We start from the raw sequence: 16,714 nt of genomic DNA, 5'->3' as shown, positions 1-16,714 counted from the left end.
CTGGCCGGCATGAAAGACTCCAAAGTGATCGTTGCGATCAACAAGGACGAAGAGGCGCCGATCTTCCAGGTGGCTGACTACGGCCTGGTAGCGGACCTGTTCGAAGCCATCCCTGAGCTGGAGAAGCTGGTCTAATCCGGCGTCTTCACTTATAAAGAGCCCGGCCCTTTGGCCGGGTTTTTTATTTCTGCACTATTTGTTTTCGCTGCAAGGGGAGCGTACTGCCATGGATCTTCGCCGTTTGGCTGGCTGGTCATTGCTATGGGCGTTGGCGGGTATGCCGGGCCTGGCTACTGCCGCCGGCAAGTGTGAGCGACTGATCGCCACCGGCAGCCCTGATGCGCCCCCTTACCTTTGGCAAGACCCCCAGGACCCCAAGCACCTGATCGGCGCCGGCGCCGACTTGCTCCAACAAGTGGCAGGAGAGCTGGGGATCAAGATCGAATTGCTTTATGCCGGCAAGCGTGCCCAGGCGCTGGACGAAGTGCGCAGTGGTCGCATGGACTTGCTCACCGACGCTCCACTGACCAGCACTGGGCTGGAAGCCTTGGACTACGTTCATCCACCGTTACTGGAAAACGACCATCTGGTCTGGACACGCAAGGACTCGACCTTGGTCGTCAACCAGCCCGAGGATCTTCATGGTCATCCCGGAGCCTTGTCGGAAAAGGCCCGTATGACCCAGGGATTCGGCGTTTTTGCCGAGCAGCAATTGTCCCTGACCCGCACGCCCAACCTGACCCAGGCCTTTCAGAAATTGCTGCTGGGGGAGGTGGAATATGTCCTGGCGGGGCGCTATTCGGGCCTGGCGATGGCGCAGACACTGGGCATGGCGAACGACCTTCAGGCGGCACCGCAGCCAGTGGATAAACCGGGGCTGTTCCTGGCGGTTTCCCATAACTCCGCCTGCAATGACCCATGGTTACGCGGACAGCTGGCGCAAAAGATGACAGAATTGGCCGCGTCCGGCCTGACGGAGGCTGTGTTGCAGCGCAATCTCGAGCGTTGGAACACACAGTTGCAGCCACCTGTCAGCGCCCCAAAACAGTAGGGAATATTAGTGACTATTCGACCTCTTTTCGCTGCCCTGGCCGTTCTGGCTCTGGCGGGCTGCGCAGCCGATCCGGCGCCGAATGAACAGATCCGCCTGACCGAACAGGCACTGAAACAAGCCCGAGCCGTGGGCGCCATTGCCGACGAAGTGCCTGAATTGAAACTGGCAGAAGAAAAGTTCGCCCGGGCCCAATCCAACATGGCCGACCAATCGTACAAGAAGGCGCGCATGCGGGCCGAACAGGCCGAACTGGATGCACGCCTGGCTGAAGCGAAGGTGCTGACCCTCAAGAGCCAGGAGCAACTGAACGTGCTCGACACCCGCATCAAGCGCTTGCGCAAACAGTTGAGGGATGATGCCCAATGAAGCAGTCCCATGTATTCGGCGGTCTGCTCCTCGTGAGCCTGGCCAGTTTGTATGGCTGCGCCGGACAGCGCAGCGAAGCAGCGCTTGAGCAGGCCAGCAACGACTTCCAGAAGGTCAAGGAAGACGCCAACGTATTGCGCGCCGCGCCCAGGGACGTGATCCGTGCCGGCGAATCCCTGGCCCGTGCTGATCGCTTGTCCAGCTACTGGGGCAGTGGTGAGGATGTGCAGCATTACGCCTACCTGAGCCAGCGCTACAGTGCGATTGCTCGGGAACACAGCAACCAGGTGCTCAATGAAGAACGTGCGGCAAAGCTCGAACTGGAGCGCCAGCGCCTGCAATTGGCCCTGCGTGAATCCAAACTGCTGAGTGTGCAGCAGCAGGGCAAATGGCTTGAAGAACAGATCATGGCGATGGCGACCACCCAGACCGATCGCGGCCTGGTGATGACGCTGGGCGACGTTCTGTTCGATACCGGCGAAGCGGAATTGAAGAACTCGGCCAACCGGATCGTGCTCAAGATCGTGCAGTTCCTGCAGCTCAACCCCAAGCGTGTCGTGCGTATCGAGGGCTACACCGACAGCACCGGCGGCAAGCAGGAAAACCTCAAGTTGTCCCGTGACCGCGCGCAGGCGGTGGCGGACGTGCTGGTTGACTTGGGCATTGACGACAAGCGCATCCAGGTCGAAGGCTACGGTGACGAATTTCCGGTGGACGTCAACGCTTCCGAGCGTGGCCGGGCGCAGAACCGTCGCGTGGAAATTGTGTTCTCCGACGAAAAAGGCCAGCTCGGCGCCGCCCGCTGAGGGCTGCGTCACTGGAAAACCCGGCCCCTTTAAAGGCGCCGGGTTTTTTTACACCTGCAAATCGCGGCGCAATGAGTACAGTTGGGGCTGTCACTGGGCTGTACTGTCGAGTAATCTGGCAACTGTCCCCGTACACTTCTAAACTGTTCCGGTATCGTTTCCGACAAAAATAAAATGCCCGTGAAATCGAGTGCTGCGTCATGACCAACCTCCTGCTTTATCAACGTATTGCGCAACAGCTGGCCGAAGACATCCGGCGCGGCGTGTATCAGCCCGGTGAACGCGTGCCTTCGGTGCGCAAGATGAGCTCGCAGCTCAACGTCAGCCATGCCACGGTGCTGCAGGCCTACGCCAACCTTGAAGACCAGGGGCTGATCCGCGCGCGGCCACAATCGGGTTACTACGTGCACCAGACGCCGGCCCTTACCGCGCCGACGCCGGACATCGCCCGGGTCGAGCGCCCAGGGTTGGTGACGCGCAGCAGTATCATCCAGCAGGTATTGGTCGAGTCGCGCCGCGAAGGGGTATTCCCGTTGGGGGCGGCGGTGCCGAGCGTCGACTACTTGCCTGTGCGGGCGCTGCACCAGCAATTGGCCAAGGTCACGCGTTTTCACAGCCCGCGGGCGTTCAGCTACATGTTCAGCCCGGGCTTCGAGCCGTTGCGGCGTCAGGTGGCGATTCGCATGCGTGATGCTGGCGTCGTGGTGGACCCCTCCGAAGTGGTGATCACCCACGGCTGTGTCGATGCGCTGCAGATGTCCTTGCGCGTGCTGACCCGGCCAGGGGATCTGATCGCTGCCGAGTCACCTACCTATTACGGCTTGCTGCAGTTGGCAGATCTGCTGGGCCTCAAGGTCATCGAGATCCCCAGTGATCCGGTCACCGGCATGAGCCTCGAGGCGCTGCAACTGGCGGCTAACCAATGGTCGATCAAGGCGCTGGTGTTGACCACGCGCCTGAGCAATCCCTTGGGCAGCACCATGCCGGAGGAGCGTCAGAAGCAGCTGCTGCGCCTGGCGTCGGACTTCGACATCCAGATCGTCGAGGACGATATCTATGGCGAGCTGATGTTCGAGCAGGGGCGCACCAAGGCGCTCAAGGCCTACGACCGGTTGGATCGGGTGATCTACTGCTCGAGTTTTTCCAAGACCTTGTCGCCGGGCGTACGTATCGGCTGGATGATCGCCGGCAAATTCCAGCAGGAAATCCAGCGCCTCCAGACCTTCAGTACTCACTCGGCGTGCAGCGTTACGCAAATGGGCATCGCGGCATATCTGGAAAATGGCGGTTATGACCGGCACCTGCGCTATATCCGCCAGGAGTACCGCAAGAACCTCAGCGCTTTTCAGCTGGCGGTGCAGCAATATTTCCCCGAAGGCACGCAAATGAGCCGCCCCAACGGAGGCTTCATCCTGTGGGTCAGCCTGCCGGGACGGGTCAACACCCAGGAATTGCATGTGCGGGCGTTGCAGCAAGGCATCAGTATCGCGCCAGGGCTGATTTTCAGTAATACCGAGCAGTTCAATCACTGCATCCGTCTGAATTGCGGCACACCCTGGAACCGCGAGGCGGAGCGAGCCTTGATGACGCTGGGCCTGCTGGCCACTCAATTGTGCCAAGAGACTGCCAACGGATTTTTATAGGAATCAGCGGCTTAGTCTGATGTGCTTGTCAGCGCCTCATTATCAGGCGAGCATGGCGGTCTCTGCCGTAAGTACCGTTGTGTTTATGAAAGCCATTGCTCCTGCTGCCTGGGTTTTGATCGGCCTGTTGACCGCCTTCCATACGGGAGGCGTCGTGGCGGCTTCGGCGCAGGAGAAACCCGTCGCCAGCGCGACGAGTAATGCGCCGAAAAAAACGGCGGTGGTCAAGAAGGCTCCCGCGAAAAAAACGGCGGCGAAGAAAAAACGCGCGCCCATCGCTTCCAAGAGCAAATCCGCCCATGAGGTTGCCAAGACTCCATTACCAGCGGCCAAGCTGGATTTGAGCTTGCCCCATGACATGGTCGAGGAACTGCAACCGCCGGGTAAGGTGCAGTCAGCTAAAAACCAGCCACTGTTGCCGTCCATGTTCGGGGAGAAACCCGGACCGTTCCAACTCAATGGGCGTTTGCTGAGCAATGAGATGCAACTGCCGCTGCGCAATCAGGAGCGCAATGAAGTGGAAGGCGCGGCACTGGAGTTCGAATTCAAGCAGTGAACCTTGCCATGCATGCAGCTCGTCGCTGACCGTTCGGTCATCTCGCCGTGGGCGAAAAAACCTGCGGACTTTAATTTTAAACGAGTGTTTTAGCCGTTACTCTGTGCGCTGTTACCAACCATTACCTGTCGTGAGGATGTTGTCGTCATGAAATGCCGTGAAGGCTGTGGCGCCTGCTGCATCGCCCCGTCCATCAGTTCCCCGATCCCTGGCATGCCCCAAGGCAAACCGGCGGGAGAACGCTGCGCGCAGTTGTCGGTCGACAATCTGTGCCGGATCTTCGGCCAGCCGGAACGCCCCGCGGTGTGCTCGGCGTTCGAGGCCGACATCGAGGTCTGTGGCAGCAGCAGCGAAGACGCCATCCGACTGATCGGTTGGTGGGAGCAAGTCACGGCAGCGTAATGGGTCAATGATCAGAACTTGGACAATAAGGAAAAAACTATGGGTTCGCTGCATCGTATGGCTGTGTTGTGTGGCTTGACCGTGTTGTTGGCAACCGCCAGCGCTCAGGCAGAGGACTGGCAGGTCGCCAAGGAGAAGGACGGTATCAAGGTATCCCTGAGTGAAGTGGCTGGCTCCAAGTACAAGGCCTACCGCGGCGTGACTGTCATGCAGACCACCATGGCCAAGTTGCGGGCCCTGCAGGAAGATGTCCCGGGTGCCTGCGCCTGGATTCATGAGTGCAAGAGCCAGAAGCTACTCAAGCACGAAGGTGACAAGAGCTGGACCTACACTCAGTTCAATACGCCATGGCCAGTCACTTCCCGAGACTCGGTGCTGGAAGTCACCACCGTCGATGGCGCGGATGGCAGCCTGACCCGCAATCTCAAAGGCGTACCGACCTACGTGCCTGAAGAGAAGGGCTTTGTACGAGTGACCCAGGTCGACGGCTTCTGGAAATTCACCCCCAAGGGCGCGAACCAGGTCGAAGTGACGTACCAGGTCCACACCGAACCCGGTGGCGATGTACCGTCCTGGCTGGCTAACAAGTTCGTGGTGGATGCGCCGTTCAACACCTTGAAAGCGCTGAAGGAGCGCGCCGAAAAGTAATCGGCCATGGTTGCATCAGGAGACCGCCCATGAGGCGGTCTTTTCATGTGTGCCGCCCAACTACCCAGCGGAACGATTGTTCAGCCCTCAATGTCGAGATAGAGGTAAGCCAGGCCCTGAATTGATCGAGGAGACACCGATGCAGAAGTGGGAAATCACTTTCGTGGATGATCACGGCGACACCACTGAAGAACTGTTCGACTGTGACCAGGAGCCCACCATGGAACAGGCCGCACAACTGATTCGCGGACGGCTGTTTCCAGTGGCCAGCGAGTTGGACCTCAATGACCTGGAGGGGCGCACTGAAGACCCGACGGTCAAGAACCTCAAGTCCCAGCACAGCATCGAAATCATCAGCATTACACCGATTTCATGAAAATCGTTGTCTGGCCCCGCTTGGCAGTGGCCACGACTTGCGGCTACTCTGCAAGTGAGATCAGCGAAAGGATCGCTTAGGTCCGGTCTTGTCAGCTACATGCTTGTGTCCCGACGGTAATTTGATGCCGTAACGCCTGCAACTTACGGGTTGCCTGCGCGGGAAGACGGAAAGTCTATCCATCGGTTTTAGGAGGACGTTTCATGAGCACAGCCTATCAAGAAGACATCAGCACCAGCGTGTTGCGCCGCATGAAAGAAGGCGGTTTCGATTTCTCAAAATTCCATCCCATCGAGTTCTACGCCATTTTCCCGGACGAGGAGCGGGCGCGCAGGGCGGCAGGTCAATTTCGGGGCGAATCGCTGAACGCGCAGATCAGTGCACGGGACGACGGGGCTTGGTCATTGGAACTGAGCCGGGTGATGTACGCCACTTACGACGACATCGGAGACTTCGAGCAAGACTTTGAGGCCGTGGTTGAGCCGTTGGGCGGCATCATCGAGGGCTGGGGCGTCAAGCAAGAGATTCGGCGCTTGCAGGCCTGATACTTCACTCACTGCAACCAGAGCAACGGCTGACCTTTGTGTCGGCCGTTTTCATGTCAGCGATCTTACCCCCCAGGTTTTGTACCTAACTGTATCCAAGCCAGGCTATGGCGTTTTTCCGTGTCTATGCTCAGGGGAGCGACGGCCCTGCGCCGCAATGAAGCGGGGGCAGCGGGGTGGGGGGATTTGCCGCACTACAAGAGTGCGCAGCCTCTCAGTGGATAATCCAACCCGTTGATCATAAAGCGTTTATGCCGATGGCACGGGCCTTGCGAAGCCTGATGCCAGGGTGACAAGGAGTACGGCATGATCCGCACTGGTTTTGACGAGATGTACGAGGCCGACGGCCAGGTCCGCCCGCATTATCGGGCGTTTGCCCGTTGGCTGGCCGAAACGCCAGACGAACTTCTGGCACAACGCAGACGCGAAGCGGACCTGTTGTTTCATCGCGCCGGCATTACGTTCACGCTCTATGGGGACGAGCAGGGCACGGAGCGCCTGATCCCTTTCGACACTATCCCGCGCAGTATTCCCGCCAGCGAATGGCGGGTCGTCGAGCGTGGCTGCATCCAGCGGGTCAAGGCACTGAACATGTTCCTGGCCGACCTCTACCATGAGCAACGAATCATCCGGGCCGGCATCATCCCCGCCGAGCAGGTACTGGCCAACGAGCAATATCAACTGGCGATGCAAGGGCTGGATCTGCACCGCGACATCTATGCCCACATTTGCGGCGTCGATCTGGTGCGCGACGGCGATGGCACGTACTACGTACTTGAAGACAATCTTCGTACGCCCAGTGGCGTCAGCTACATGCTTGAAGATCGCAAGATGATGATGCGCCTGTTCCCCGAACTGTTTGCCGCCCAGCGCATCGCCCCCATCGATCATTACCCCAACCTGCTGCTCGACACCCTGAAAAGCGCCAGCCCACTGGATGACCCCAGCGTCGTGGTGCTCACGCCGGGGCGCTTCAACAGTGCATTCTTTGAGCACGCGTTCCTGGCCCGGGAGATGGGCGTGGAACTGGTAGAAGGCGCCGACCTGTTCGTGCGCGACGACAAAGTCTTCATGCGCACCACCGACGGGCCGAAAGCGGTGGATGTGATCTACCGTCGCCTTGACGACGCGTTCCTTGATCCACTGGCCTTCAATCCGGATTCGATGCTCGGGGTGCCAGGGCTGTTGTCGTCCTACCGGTCTGGCAACGTGGTGCTGGCCAATGCCATCGGCACGGGCGTGGCGGACGACAAGTCGGTGTACCCGTTCGTCACCGACATGATCAAGTTTTACCTGGACGAAGAGCCGATCCTGAAGAACGTCCCTACATGGCAGTGTCGTAACCCTGCTGAACTTTCCCACGTACTGGCGAATCTTCCAGATCTGGTGGTCAAGGAAACCCAGGGCTCCGGCGGTTACGGAATGCTGGTGGGGCCGGCGGCGACGACGGCGCAGATCGACGCCTTCCGCGAACGCATCAAGGCCAAGCCGCACGCCTACATCGCCCAGCCGACGCTGTCGCTTTCTACGTGTCCGACCTTTGTCGAAAATGGCATTGCCCCTCGCCACATCGACTTGCGGCCGTTTGTCCTGTCTGGCCGGGAAACCCGTGTGGTGCCGGGCGGCCTGACGCGCGTGGCGTTGCGCGAAGGGTCGCTGGTGGTGAACTCGTCCCAGGGCGGTGGCACCAAGGACACCTGGGTGGTCGAGGATTGAGGAGCTGCCATGCTAAGTAGAACCGCCTCGGACCTGTACTGGATGTCGCGTTACCTGGAGCGTGCGGAAAACCTCGCGCGGATGCTCGACGTCAGTTATTCGCTGTCCTTGATGCCCCAGGACGGGCGCGGCGATGGCCTGCACGAATTGGCCATGCCGCTGCTGATCACCGGCACGCTGGATGATTACCGGGAGCGACACGGCGACTTGCACGCCGAACGCCTGTTGCATTTTTTTGCCCTGGACGCGGCCAACCCGGCGAGCATCTACAGCTGCCTCGGTTCCGCGCGCGCCAGTGCCCACGCGGTGCGTGGGCGCATCACCGCCGACATGTGGGAAAACATCAACGCCACCTGGTTGGAAATTCGCGATATCGCCGAGCAAGGCTTGAGTCGCTACGGCATGAGCCGTTTCTGCGAGTGGATCAAGGAAAGGTCTCACCTGTTTCGAGGCGCAACCTACGGCACCATCATGCGTAACGACGCGTTCAGGTTCATTCGCCTGGGGACCTTTATCGAAAGGGCCGACAACACCCTGCGCTTGCTCGACGCCCGTTACGAGATGGCCGGTGACCAGGCCGACACGGTCAGCGACGGCACGGCCCACGCGTATTACCAGTGGAGCGCCTTGTTGCGGGCCTTGTCTTCCTTCGAGGCCTACACCGAAATCTACCGTGACGCCCCGGGCGCGCGTCATGTGGCTGAACTGTTGCTGCTGCGCGCCGATGTGCCGCGGTCGCTGCGGGCCTGCACCGAAGAAATCGAGCAGATCCTCGCGAGCCTACCGGGCTCCAACGGCCGGCAGGCACAACGCCTGGGCGCGGAAATGGACGCGCGCCTGCGCTACACCGGGATTAACGAAATCCTCGACGGGGGCCTGCATGCCTGGCTCACCGAATTCATCCCATTGGTCCGCGAACTGGGCAACGCCATTCACAGTTCCTACCTGGAGGTCATATGAGACTCTCAATCAGCCACGAAACGGCCTACCACTATGAAGACCAGGTTCGCGCCAGCATCCAGTACCTGCGCCTGACACCCCACGACAGCGAGCGCCAGCATGTGCTGAGCTGGCAGCTTGATCTGCCACGGCCGGTACGTGCGCAGCTGGATCCGTTCGGCAACATCCTTCATGTACTGACCCTGGACGAGCCCCACGAAACGGTCATCATTGGTGCCCGTGGCCAAGTGGACATCGACCCGTTGCGTGAAGCCGAACATGAGAGCCAGTCGGCGCTGCCGTTCCTGCGCTTCACCCGGTTGACCGAAGCGGACGAGGCGCTACGAGCTTTCGCCGCGCAGCAATGCAAGCAGCGCCGCGATCGCACCGCGTTGATCGACCTGATGCACGGGTTGAACCAGCACATGGTCTACACCCCGGGTTCCACTGAAGTCGAGACCAGCGCGGCCCAGGCTTTTGCCAGCCGTAGCGGGGTGTGCCAGGATCACGCCCACGCATTCCTGGCCTGCGCCCGCAGCCTGGGCGTGCCGGCACGGTATGTGTCAGGCTATCTGTTCAGTGAGCAGAGCGAACACCTGGCCAGCCATGCCTGGGCCGAGGCATGGCTCGACGACGCCTGGTACAGCTTCGACGTGACTAACCAATTGGCCCGTCCCGAGCGACACTTGAAACTGGCGGTGGGTCTGGATTACCTGGACGCCTGCCCAGTGCGCGGCATGCGCCGCGGTGGTGGCGGTGAGCAGATGCATGCCAAGGTCGTGACACCGGCCCCGGTGCTTACGGTGCAACGACAATAGCCGCGTGGCGAGCGGGCTTTTGTGGCGAGGGAGCTTGCTCCCGCTCGAGTGCGAAGCGCTCGCAAGCTATTTGAGGGGCTGCTGCGCAGCCCTGTCAGCGGGGCAGCGGGGGCAAGCTCACTGCTTCAAAGGCTGTTTACGCCCCGCCATATGCTTCAGATACCCCACCAACAGATCCAGCTCCGAATCTGGCAGCACCGCCGCCGAGAACCCCGGCATCTTGCCTTGGGGCCAGTGACGCAGACCCTGCGGGTCGCGGATATAACGCTTGAGGAAATCCCCGGAGAAGTATTCGGTTGGGTTGAAGGGGATGTTCAGGTCAGGGCCGAATTGCGCATCGCCGGCACCGTTGAGGCGATGGCAGGCCAGGCAATTTTTCTGGAACAGCTCAAACCCTTTGTTGATCGGATCGTCCTTGGCCAGGTTGGCTGCGGGCAGCAGGGCTGGGAAGCGTTCAGCCACCGCTGACAGGCGCTTGATGCTCGCCACCGCGTACGGCCATTGTTCGGGGCTGATATGACCCGCCTGCGGGTCGGTCCAAACCAGATAGAAAGGCCCGGCACTGTGTTTGCCTTCACCCAGTGGGGGCCATGGTTTGGCAGGGTCTTCAATGGCCAGCCAGGCCCGGGCGCCACGTTTGTTGAGTAACGGCGCAGCGGGCATTTCGGCGGCGAAACCGTCCAGCGCCACGGCCTGCAGGTGGTCGTCCGACTGCACGCCAGTCAACAGTGCAGTCAGCGGCACGGCGCGATAACTCATCGGTTTCTTGTAGGAAACGTCGTCAGCGATCTGGACCGTCTGGGCTTCAGGATGCTTGAGCAGTTCTTCGGTTTGCCAGGTGCGCGTCTTCGCGCCCAGCTCCAGCACCAGCTGTGCGGCATACAGGGGCGTGCTGAGCAGCAACGCCCCGATCACAATGAGAGCTTTCAAGTGGATCGCCTTCCATGTCGAGGGAGTGCCGTAAAGGTTGGCACAGCCCCTGGGGCTCGAACAATAAACCCGTCACATTTTTTGGCGACACAACATATTGAGAATGCAGATGCCCGCGCGCAGGACTCAGCCGATCACCTTGGTGATATTCGGCACAATCAACAGCAGCGTCGTGGCAAAGAGAATGAGTCCGGCTTGACGAACTTTCGAATGTTTGAACATGGCTGACCCGCCTTTATTGTTATTTCCTGAGGCCAGCCTGCATATCCATGACGGCTGGCGTTGCACTTCCTGTATGACAAGCGCCTCGGCAAAACCCGACGACTGTTCTTGTACAAGGATTACATTAGGGGCCGCAGTCGCCTTGGCTTAGATCCAATTCGTATCAATACTGAATTTATTGCTATTTAAATGGCATGAGGCCCATTGCCATCTTCTTGAAGGCCCTTTGGCTAGACAGCTTGCTCACCTGAATCGGTTAACCCGATAGCTCGCTACCGTTCGTCTGAGCGTGGCCGTCAACGTCATTGAGCACTGTGGTCATTGAATCCTTCGCTGCCGGGCTTATGGTTGGAGGCATCGCATTATCCCCGTGGTTTGAGGATGTCATGACCGAAGCTTTGATTTTCGACGCATTGCGTACGCCTCGCGGCAAGGGCAAGGCCGACGGCGCCTTGCACAGTGTGAAACCGGTGAACCTGATGGGCGGCCTGCTCAGTGCCTTGCAGCAGCGCATGAGCCTGGACACCAGTCAGGTCGACGACATTGTGCTCGGTTGCGTGACACCGGTGGGTGAGCAGGGCGCCGATATCGCCAAGACCGCCGCCCTGGTGGCCGACTGGGATGTCAGGGTCGCGGGTATGCAACTCAACCGGTTCTGCGCATCGGGCCTGGAGGCGGTGAACCTGGCCGCCATGAAAGTGCGTTCCGGGTTCGAAGACCTGGTGGTTGCCGGTGGCGTCGAATCCATGTCCCGGGTGCCTATGGGCAGCGATGGTGGCGCCTGGGCCCTGGACCCGCAATCGAACCTGCACGGTCATTTCATTTCTCAAGGCGTGGGCGCCGACCTGATTGCCACCCTGGAGGGCTTCAGCCGCGAAGATGTCGATGCCTATGCGCTGAACTCGCAACAAAAAGCCACACGTGCCCGGGCTGACGGTTCTTTCGACAAATCCCTGGTAGCGGTGCGGGACCAAAATGGCATCGTGCTGCTGGACCACGACGAATTCATCCGTGCCGACTCTACGCTCGAAGGCCTGGGCAAGCTCAAACCGAGTTTCGAAGTCATGGGGCAAATGGGTTTCGACGCGACGGCGTTGCGGATCTATAGCCATGTCGAGCGGATCAACCATGTACACACGCCGGGCAACAGCTCTGGCATCGTCGATGGTGCGGCGTTGATGCTGATCGGTTCCCAAGCCAAGGGGCGTGCGATGGGCCTGCAACCCCGGGCGCGGATTGTCGCCACGGCCGTCACCAGCACCGACCCGACGATCATGCTCACCGGCCCGGCACCGGCTACCCGCAAGGCCCTGGCCAAGGCCGGGCTGCGGGTGGAGGACATCGACCTGTTCGAAGTCAATGAAGCCTTCGCCTCGGTGGTGCTCAAGTTCATCAAGGACATGGCCATCGACCCCGCCAAGGTCAACGTCAACGGCGGCTCCATCGCCCTGGGCCATCCCTTGGGCGCCACGGGGTGCGCAATCCTCGGCACTTTGCTCGATGAGTTGGAGGTGCGGCGCTTGCGCTATGGCCTGGCGACCCTGTGTGTCGGCGGCGGCATGGGCATTGCCACCGTTATCGAGCGCCTCTGAGCCACGACTTCAAGGAACACTTTTGATGACCGATGCCATCCGTTACGAAACCGGCCCGGACCGGATCGTCGTCCTGACCCTGGACATGCCGGGGCAGAGCGCCAATACCATGAATGCTGTGTACCGCGAGGCCATGGCCGCCTGCGTCGCCCGTTTGATCGCCGAAAAAGACTCGATTGCCGGGGTGATCATCACCTCGGCCAAGAAAACCTTTTTCGCTGGCGGTGACCTCAATGAACTGGTCAAGGTCGGCAAGCCCCAGGCCCAGGCTTTCTACGAAATGGTGCTGGGCCTCAAGGCGCAACTGCGCGCCCTGGAAACCCTGGGCAGGCCCGTGGTGGCGGCCATCAACGGCGCGGCCCTCGGAGGCGGCTGGGAGATCTGCCTGGCCTGCCATCATCGCGTGGCGCTGGATCATCCGTCGGTGCAGATCGGCCTGCCGGAAGTCACCCTTGGCCTGTTACCGGGTGGCGGCGGGGTGGTACGGATGGTGCGTCTGCTCGGTTTGGAAAAGGCCTTGCCGTATCTGCTCGAGGGTAAGAAGGTCGGCCCGCAACAGGCGCTGCAGGCGGGCTTGATCGAAGAACTGGCGAAGGATCGCGACGCGTTACTGGCCAAAGCCCGGGCCTGGATTCTCGCCAACCCCGGCGTGGTCCAGCCGTGGGATGCGAAGGGCTATCGGATTCCGGGTGGCACGCCGTCGGACCCGAAACTCGCGCAAATGCTGGCGATTGCGCCCTCGATCCTGCGTAGCAAGACCCAGGGTTGCCTGCCGGCACCGGAGAAAATTCTCTGCGCCGCAGTGGAAGGCGCCCAGGTGGATTTCGCCACCGCCCATCTGATTGAAACCCGCTATTTCACCGAGCTGGTCACCGGCCAGGTGGCCAAGAACCTGATCGGCACCTTCTGGTTCCAGCTCAACGAGATCAAGGCGGGCGGCTCGCGCCCACAGGGTTTTGCGCCCTATCTGACAAAGAAAGTCGGCGTGCTTGGTGCAGGCATGATGGGGGCCGGCATTGCCCACGTCAGCGCCTTGGCCGGCATTGAAGTGGTGCTCAAGGATGTCGACCTGAGCGCCGCTGAGAAGGGCAAGGCCCGTTCGGCGGTGCTGCTGGACAAGAAGGTCGCTCGCGGCCAACTCACCGCCGAACAGCGCGAAGCCACCCTGGAGCGGATCCATGCCACGGCCAGCGATGCTGACCTGGCCGGTTGCGATCTGATCATCGAAGCGGTGTTTGAAGACCGTGCCCTGAAAGCCAAGGTATCAGCCGCTGCCCGAGCCGTGGCGGGCGATGACACGGTGATCGCCTCCAACACCTCGACCTTGCCCATCACCGGCCTGGCCATGGCGGTGCCGGTCCCGGCGAAGTTCATCGGCCTGCATTTTTTCAGCCCCGTGGAAAAAATGCCCTTGGTAGAAATCATCAAGGGCGCCCGCACCAGCGATGAAACCTTGGCTCGAGGTTTTGATTTCGTCCTGCAAATCAACAAGACACCGATTGTGGTCAACGACAGTCGCGGTTTCTTCACATCCCGGGTCTTCGGCACCTTTATCAATGAAGGTATCGCCATGCTCGGCGAGGGCGTGAGCGCCCCGATGATCGAGACCGAAGCGCGCAAGGCCGGGATGCCGGTCGGGCCGTTGGCGATCTCTGACGAAGTTTCCCTCAACCTGATGAGCCATATCCGCGCGCAAACCGCCACGGACCTGCACGCTGAAGGGAAAACGCCGATTGAGCACCCAGCGTTCGCTGTGATTGACTTGCTGCTCAACGAATACAAGCGGCCGGGCAAGGCCGCCGGCGCTGGCTTCTATGAATACCCGGCCAACGGGAAAAGGTACCTTTGGCCGCAGCTCAAAAGCCGTTTCGAGAAAGCCGACGGGCAGATTTCGTCGCAGGATATCCGTGATCGGCTGCTGTTTATCCAAGCCTTGGAAACCGTGCGTTGCGTAGAGGAGGGGGTGCTTACCTCGACGGCCGATGCCAACGTTGGATCGATCCTCGGCATTGGTTTCGCGGCCTGGACTGGCGGTGCGTTGCAGTTCATCAACCAGTACGGTCTGCGGGATTTTGTCGCGCGAGCGCAGTATTTGGCCGAGCAATACGGCGAGCGTTTCTCACCGCCGACCTTGTTGCTGGAAAAAGCAGCCAGGCAGGAACTGTTCTGACTACCTGGTGAGGGGCTTGCCTTGGGACCGTGTTCAGGGCAGGCTTTGGGGTGTGCAATATTCCCATCATCGTGTCAGGTATTTTTTATGTCGCTACGCATCTGCATTTTGGAAACCGATATCCTGCGTCCGGAACTGGTCGATCAATATCAGGGTTACGGGCAGATGTTCCAGCGCCTGTTTTCACGCCAACCTGTGGCGGCCGAGTTCACTGTGTACAACGTGATGGAAGGCCACTACCCCAGTGATGATGAACAGTTCGACGCCTATCTCGTGACCGGTAGCAAGGCTGATTCTTTCGGTACCGATCCGTGGATTCAAACGCTCAAGACTTACTTGCTGGACCGCTACCAGCGGGGTGACAAGTTGCTGGGCGTGTGCTTCGGTCATCAACTGTTGGCGCTGTTGCTGGGCGGCAAGACCGAGCGCGCTACCCAGGGCTGGGGTGTCGGCACCCATCGCTACAAACTCGCGGCCAAGGCGCCGTGGATGAGCCCAGTGATGGAAGAACTCACCCTGTTGATCAGTCATCAGGACCAGGTCACCCAATTGCCCGAGAACGCCACGGTCATCGCTTCCAGCGATTTTTGCCCGTTCGCCGCCTATCACATCAACGATCAGGTGCTGTGTTTCCAGGGCCACCCGGAATTCATCCACGATTATTCCCGCGCCTTGCTGGAGATTCGCCAGCAACACCTCGGCGAGCAGATCTATAGCCAGGGCGTGGCGAGCCTGGCCCATGAGCACCACGGTACGACGGTGGCGGAGTGGATGATGCGGTTCGTCGCTCACAAGCCGCAGGCCGAAGCCACCCAAGGCTAAAGATCATTACTAATGTGGGAGCTCGCCTACAACCAGCCCGAACGCTTGAAACTCCACCACAACGACGAGCATCCCACCGCGATAACCCCAAGCACCGCGAAATACCCATATTGCCAGCTCAATTCCGGCATATCCTGGAAGTTCATCCCATAGATCCCGGCCACTGCCGTGGGAAATGCGAGGATCGCCGCCCAGGCCGCGAACTTGCGTTGCACCACGCTCTGGCGTGACGCTTCGAGCAACACACCGACTTCGATGGTCTGGCTGGCGATGTCGGCCAGGGTTGTCAGGTCTTCCATTTGCCGCGTGACATGAATCTGCACGTCACGGAAATATGGACTCATATTTTTGTCGATGAAGGGGAAGTCCAGTCTCTGCAACTCTTCGCTGATCTCCACCATCGGCGCCGCATAACGGCGCAGGCGCAATACGTCGCGGCGCAAACTGTGCAGGTTCTGGATGTCCCGCTCGTTCAGGGAGCTGCACATTACGTTGTGCTCCAGCTCATCGATCTCGGCATGAATCGCTTCACCCATGGGCTGGTAGTTTTCAATCACGAAATCAAGGATGGCGTAGAGTACGAAGTCCTCCCCGTGTTTCAGCAAAAGAGGACGCGCCTCACAGCGTTGTCGGACGTGGGCGTAGGAAGCTGAGTGACCGTTACGGGCGGTGATGATGTAGCCCTTACCGGCAAAGATATGGGTTTCGATAAACAGCAGCTTGCCGTCCTTGCGTATCGGCGAATACGTGACGATAAACAACGCATCGCCAAAGGTCTCCAGCTTGGGGCGGCTGTGCTTTTCCATTGCATCTTCGATCGCCAGCTCATGCAAATTGAACTGACGCTGCAGGTTGGTCAGCTCCAGGGCGCTGGGCTCTTCAAGACCGATCCAGACAAAATGACCAGGCTTGGCAGCCCAGGCGCTGCCTTCGTCGAGGGTGATATCGGTGACTTTTTTTCCGGCGCTGTAAACCGCAGCAGCAACGACTCTACCCATAATGGTGGTTCACTTCTTATTGTGAAAATGGCAGTGGCAGGCAGCGTTCAGCTTAGCGCGCCCTGTTGCTTGAGAGTCAGCAAAATCTGCGTAGTTCGACGGCAAAAGAAA

At 59.9% G+C, this 16,714-nt stretch carries 17 protein-coding genes and 1 pseudogene; 16 read left to right on the top strand and 2 right to left on the bottom strand.

Features of this window, described 5'->3' with window-relative positions:
- From ACWNZ1_RS28875 to ACWNZ1_RS28815, 13 genes and pseudogenes are all read left to right on the top strand, one after another.
- A pseudogene (locus ACWNZ1_RS28875) lies at positions 1-135 on the top strand (electron transfer flavoprotein subunit alpha/FixB family protein); the annotation flags it as partial.
- A 91-nt stretch (positions 136-226) separates the two neighbouring features.
- A complete protein-coding gene (locus tag ACWNZ1_RS28870; protein WP_135846439.1) occupies positions 227-1,051 on the top strand; it encodes a substrate-binding periplasmic protein in 825 nt (274 codons plus the stop codon).
- Between the two features lie 9 nt (positions 1,052-1,060).
- Positions 1,061-1,420: a DUF4398 domain-containing protein gene (locus tag ACWNZ1_RS28865; RefSeq protein ID WP_135846438.1), complete on the top strand. Its 360-nt coding sequence runs from the start codon at positions 1,061-1,063 to the stop codon at positions 1,418-1,420.
- Positions 1,417-2,226 (top strand): OmpA family protein, encoded by an 810-nt coding sequence (locus ACWNZ1_RS28860; protein ID WP_256453530.1) that lies wholly within the window; start codon positions 1,417-1,419, stop codon positions 2,224-2,226. The genes ACWNZ1_RS28865 and ACWNZ1_RS28860 overlap by 4 nt, the downstream gene beginning before the upstream one ends.
- 200 nt (positions 2,227-2,426) lie before the next feature.
- Positions 2,427-3,869 carry an aminotransferase-like domain-containing protein gene (locus ACWNZ1_RS28855; protein WP_072406270.1) on the top strand — a complete coding sequence of 481 codons (1,443 nt, stop codon included), beginning with the start codon at positions 2,427-2,429 and terminating at the stop codon, positions 3,867-3,869.
- An 85-nt stretch (positions 3,870-3,954) separates the two neighbouring features.
- Positions 3,955-4,425 carry a translation initiation factor 2 gene (locus ACWNZ1_RS28850; protein ID WP_135846436.1) on the top strand — a complete coding sequence of 157 codons (471 nt, stop codon included), beginning with the start codon at positions 3,955-3,957 and terminating at the stop codon, positions 4,423-4,425.
- A 147-nt stretch (positions 4,426-4,572) separates the two neighbouring features.
- Positions 4,573-4,827, top strand: a complete 255-nt coding sequence (locus ACWNZ1_RS28845) for a YkgJ family cysteine cluster protein (protein WP_135846435.1) — start codon at positions 4,573-4,575, stop codon at positions 4,825-4,827.
- Between the two features lie 39 nt (positions 4,828-4,866).
- Positions 4,867-5,475, top strand: a complete 609-nt coding sequence (locus tag ACWNZ1_RS28840) for an START domain-containing protein (protein ID WP_256453529.1) — start codon at positions 4,867-4,869, stop codon at positions 5,473-5,475.
- A 139-nt stretch (positions 5,476-5,614) separates the two neighbouring features.
- Entirely contained in the window at positions 5,615-5,851 is a 237-nt protein-coding gene (locus tag ACWNZ1_RS28835) for a hypothetical protein (RefSeq protein ID WP_135846433.1), read from the top strand.
- Between the two features lie 203 nt (positions 5,852-6,054).
- Positions 6,055-6,396, top strand: a complete 342-nt coding sequence (locus ACWNZ1_RS28830) for a ribonuclease E inhibitor RraB (protein WP_135846432.1) — start codon at positions 6,055-6,057, stop codon at positions 6,394-6,396.
- A gap of 306 nt (positions 6,397-6,702) precedes the next feature.
- The gene (locus ACWNZ1_RS28825; protein ID WP_135846431.1) at positions 6,703-8,112 is read left to right on the top strand and encodes a circularly permuted type 2 ATP-grasp protein; all 1,410 of its coding nucleotides are present in this window, start codon (positions 6,703-6,705) and stop codon (positions 8,110-8,112) included.
- 9 nt (positions 8,113-8,121) lie between these two features.
- Positions 8,122-9,072, top strand: a complete 951-nt coding sequence (locus ACWNZ1_RS28820; RefSeq protein ID WP_456028022.1) for an alpha-E domain-containing protein — start codon at positions 8,122-8,124, stop codon at positions 9,070-9,072.
- Entirely contained in the window at positions 9,069-9,869 is an 801-nt protein-coding gene (locus ACWNZ1_RS28815) for a transglutaminase family protein (protein WP_135846429.1), read from the top strand. Before ACWNZ1_RS28820 ends, ACWNZ1_RS28815 begins: the two co-directional genes overlap by 4 nt.
- A 117-nt stretch (positions 9,870-9,986) precedes the next feature.
- Here ACWNZ1_RS28815 and ACWNZ1_RS28810 read toward each other — a convergent pair whose 3' ends face one another.
- The gene (locus ACWNZ1_RS28810; RefSeq protein ID WP_135846428.1) at positions 9,987-10,799 is read right to left on the bottom strand and encodes a c-type cytochrome; all 813 of its coding nucleotides are present in this window, start codon (positions 10,797-10,799) and stop codon (positions 9,987-9,989) included.
- A 608-nt stretch (positions 10,800-11,407) separates the two neighbouring features.
- Between ACWNZ1_RS28810 and ACWNZ1_RS28805 the strand changes: the two genes are divergently transcribed.
- From ACWNZ1_RS28805 to ACWNZ1_RS28795, 3 genes are all read left to right on the top strand, one after another.
- Positions 11,408-12,613, top strand: coding sequence for an acetyl-CoA C-acetyltransferase (locus tag ACWNZ1_RS28805; RefSeq protein ID WP_456028021.1), 1,206 nt, complete (start codon positions 11,408-11,410; stop codon positions 12,611-12,613).
- 25 nt (positions 12,614-12,638) lie between these two features.
- Positions 12,639-14,783, top strand: coding sequence for a 3-hydroxyacyl-CoA dehydrogenase NAD-binding domain-containing protein (locus ACWNZ1_RS28800; protein WP_456028020.1), 2,145 nt, complete (start codon positions 12,639-12,641; stop codon positions 14,781-14,783).
- 87 nt (positions 14,784-14,870) lie between these two features.
- Complete coding sequence (locus ACWNZ1_RS28795; protein ID WP_456028019.1) at positions 14,871-15,605, top strand: amidotransferase; 735 nt, start codon at positions 14,871-14,873, stop codon at positions 15,603-15,605.
- A 26-nt stretch (positions 15,606-15,631) separates the two neighbouring features.
- On the opposite strand, the gene ACWNZ1_RS28790 is transcribed toward ACWNZ1_RS28795, so the two are convergent.
- Complete coding sequence (locus ACWNZ1_RS28790; protein WP_135846424.1) at positions 15,632-16,603, bottom strand: magnesium and cobalt transport protein CorA; 972 nt, start codon at positions 16,601-16,603, stop codon at positions 15,632-15,634.
- Between the last annotated feature and the right edge of the window lie 111 nt (positions 16,604-16,714).

The organism is Pseudomonas sp. CFBP 5748, assembly GCF_053850495.1.
Note: the sequence above shows the minus strand (reverse complement) of the source record. Positions and strands in the feature narration are given on the sequence as shown.